Annotated in this window: 3 protein-coding genes; 2 read left to right on the plus strand and 1 reads right to left on the minus strand. The window is 61.2% G+C overall.

Annotated elements, in window-relative coordinates; genetic code table 11:
- Nucleotides 1–791 (plus strand): GGDEF domain-containing protein (locus tag B3187_RS12350; RefSeq protein WP_286806779.1); only part of this gene is annotated, 791 nt, incomplete at its 5' end.
- A gap of 2 nt (nucleotides 792–793) precedes the next feature.
- On the opposite strand, the gene B3187_RS12355 is transcribed toward B3187_RS12350, so the two are convergent.
- Nucleotides 794–1,900, minus strand: coding sequence for a histone deacetylase family protein (locus tag B3187_RS12355; protein WP_286806781.1), 1,107 nt, complete (start codon nucleotides 1,898–1,900; stop codon nucleotides 794–796).
- 392 nt (nucleotides 1,901–2,292) lie between these two features.
- On the opposite strand from B3187_RS12355, the gene B3187_RS12360 reads away from it, so the two are divergent.
- Nucleotides 2,293–2,895, plus strand: a 603-nt coding sequence (locus B3187_RS12360; RefSeq protein WP_286806782.1) for an isopenicillin N synthase family dioxygenase, incomplete at its 3' end; no start/stop codon positions are given.

Raw genomic sequence — 2,895 nt, forward strand, 5'->3', positions numbered from 1 at the left:
TCGGTTTGTTGCCCTCAAGCTGGTTATTGGAGAATGCCCTCAACCTCGGCTCACTGATCGAAATTCTCGTGCTATCACTGGCTTTGGCCTACCGCATTAACGAACTCAAACAGAAAGATCTGGTCAGCCAACAACAGCTGATCGAGCAGAAAGAACAGTTGAATGCCGAGCTGCAACAGCGGGTGGAAACCAAAACCCGCGAGCTGCAGAATCTGGCGGACAAACTGGAGCGGGAGTCGATAACCGATGCCCTGACCGGCCTGCTCAACCGACGCACCTTTTACCCCAAATTGGAAAGTGAACTGCGCCGACTGCAACGTGAGCCCACCCAGACTCTCTGTCTGACGCTACTGGACCTGGATCACTTCAAGGCACTGAACGACCACTACGGACACCCCGCCGGGGACCGGGTGCTGGAAAACGTAAGCGACCTGCTGCAGCTGCACTGGAAACGCTCAGGGGATGCGGTGTTTCGCGTGGGGGGAGAGGAGTTTGCGATACTGTTTTATACGCGCAATCTGCACACCGTCTCAGAGCGGCTGGAGGCCTTCCGCCAGGCGCTCAAAACCATTCCCTTGCCGATCTCGCCGCCGCCGGCTGACGGTGTCCCGACGCAGTTGACTGCCTCACTGGGTGTCGGGCTGGTCAGCGCCCTCTACAGCCTGAGCCCGGATGAGCTGTACGCGATGGCCGACCGGGCGCTCTACTCGGGCAAGGACCGCGGGCGGGACTGCATTCATTACTGCTCTGCCACCGATCGCACTCCCCGGCCCAGATTGGAACACCTCTGAGGTCAGTCTCCCTCCACGGCCCAGAACGCCGGAACATGAAAGGCGATCGCCGCTTCCGCCTCGGCCAGACCGCACACGGCGGGCTCCGGCACCTCCCCTCCGGCCATGACCTGGAGCACCGAGTGCACCCCGTGCGAGAGCGACTCCAGGTTATAGCCGCCCTCCAGGACCATGACCAACCGCCCCTGGCAGTGTTCATCCGCCAGAGCCTGCAGGACTCCGGTCATGGCGGCAAAGCCTTCGTACGACACGTTCAGCGCGAGATCATACCCGTGGGCATCAAACCCCGCCGACACCAGAATGAGGTCCGGCTTGAAACTGGCCACCGCCGGGGCGAGCAGTTCGCGCAGAATTTTCAGGTAGACCCGATCTCCGGTCCCTGCCGGAACCGGCACGTTAACGGTAGCCCCTTCCCCCAACCCGGCACCGACCTCTTCGAGCGCCCCCGAGCCCGGATAAAAAGGGGCGGCCCGATGAATATCAAAAAACAACACATCCGGGTCGGCATAAAAAATGTCCTGAGTGCCATTACCATGGTGGGCATCCCAATCCAGAATCAACACCCGCTCACAGCCCAGCGCCGACTGGGCATGAGCCGCCGCCACAGCGACATTATTGAACAGACAAAACCCCCTTGCCCGCACCGGCTCTGCGTGATGACCTGGTGGGCGGATCAACGCAAAAGCCCGCTCGGCCTCACCGTTAAACACCGCCTCCACTGCCGCGATGGCCGTACCCGCCGCCACCTCGGCCGCTTCAACACTGCCCGGAGACACGGCCGTGGTATCCAGATCCAGCCAGGCACTCTTGCCCCGCAGGGCATAGATGTCCTGCAGGTAGGCACTGGTATGTACCCGCGACAACTCTTCGGGGGTGGCCGCACGGCCACCGGTCAGGCGGACGCCCTCGATCGGCGCGCGCGCCAACAGGTCAAGAATGGCCGTCACCCTCCCCGGATGTTCGGGGTAGCGCCACTGTACATTCAACCCGGAGAGCACCTGTCGTACCCGCTTGTCCAGTCGGCCGGGTAAAAACGCCGCGTTGGTATCCGGCTCATGGGCCAATACCCGTTCGTCGTAGCAAACCAACACCTCCTTCACGCCGGTCATTCCTGTCCCCTTTCTATTAACCCGTGGTCTCTTGAGCATATACCAGTCAACCCGGTTTCGCCGTGTCCCAAAAAACATCATCCGCCGGTGCGCTTGCCCCAAAAAGGTGCAACGACACCCGTTCCGAGCAGCATCCATCAGTCAGCGAACCATGCCGCCATCGAAAAACCCCAGACAGATCAACCACGTATGCCCCTGCCCTCGTGATTGGTACGAATTCTGCAGATTCTCAGTCAGGACCGTTTGATCTCCAGCGATCAGGCACGGACCGGGACGTCCGCCTTCATCATTGAGCGATGCCATGACCCCCGGGACGACCCGGACGGCCGAGGAGGGCCGGCTTACCATCTGGACGACCAGATACCTTGAGCACAAACCGAGAGGTAATCCAGATGACACCCGGCAAAGTTTCAGACAATCCACACACCGCCTTCCAGACGCTGCCGGTGGTCGATGTGTCGGGCCTGGGGTCGAGCGACCCGAGCCAGCGCCAGGCCGCCGCCGAGCAGTTGGGTCAGGCGGCCCGCGATGCCGGCTTTCTGTATGTGGTCGGCCACGGTATCCCCGCCGACTACACCGAGCGACTGATCGCCCGGACCAAAGCATACTTCGCCTTGCCCTACGCCGAAAAAATGCGTCAGTACATTGGCCACTCCGTCAATCACAGCGGCTACGTCCCGGAAGGGGAGGAACGCTTTTACGGCGCCAAGAGCGTCGACAAAAAAGAAGCCTACGACATTGGCTACGATATGCTCGAGCCGGCACATCGCCGCCCGATGCTGGGCCCCAACCAATGGCCGGACATGCCCGGTTTCAAAGAAGACATACTCCCCTACTACCAATCGGTGCTCGCCCTCGGGCACCAATTGTTTCGCGGTTTTGCGCTGGCGCTCGGCCTGGCCGAAGACACCTTTAGCCAACACATCCGTCGCCCGCCCAGTCAGTTGCGGCTGATTCACTACCCGTACAATCCGGACCTGCCGCCGGACACCCCG

It is taken from the genome of Marinimicrobium sp. UBA4209 (assembly GCF_002381585.1).
GTDB classification, from domain to species: Bacteria; Pseudomonadota; Gammaproteobacteria; order Pseudomonadales; family Cellvibrionaceae; genus Marinimicrobium; species Marinimicrobium koreense.

What these genes read in the sequence shown, in the direction of transcription:
- B3187_RS12355 (WP_286806781.1), bottom strand. Translation starts at nt 1,900, where the DNA reads ATGACCGGCGTGAAGGAGGTGTTGGTTTGCTACGACGAACGGGTATTG.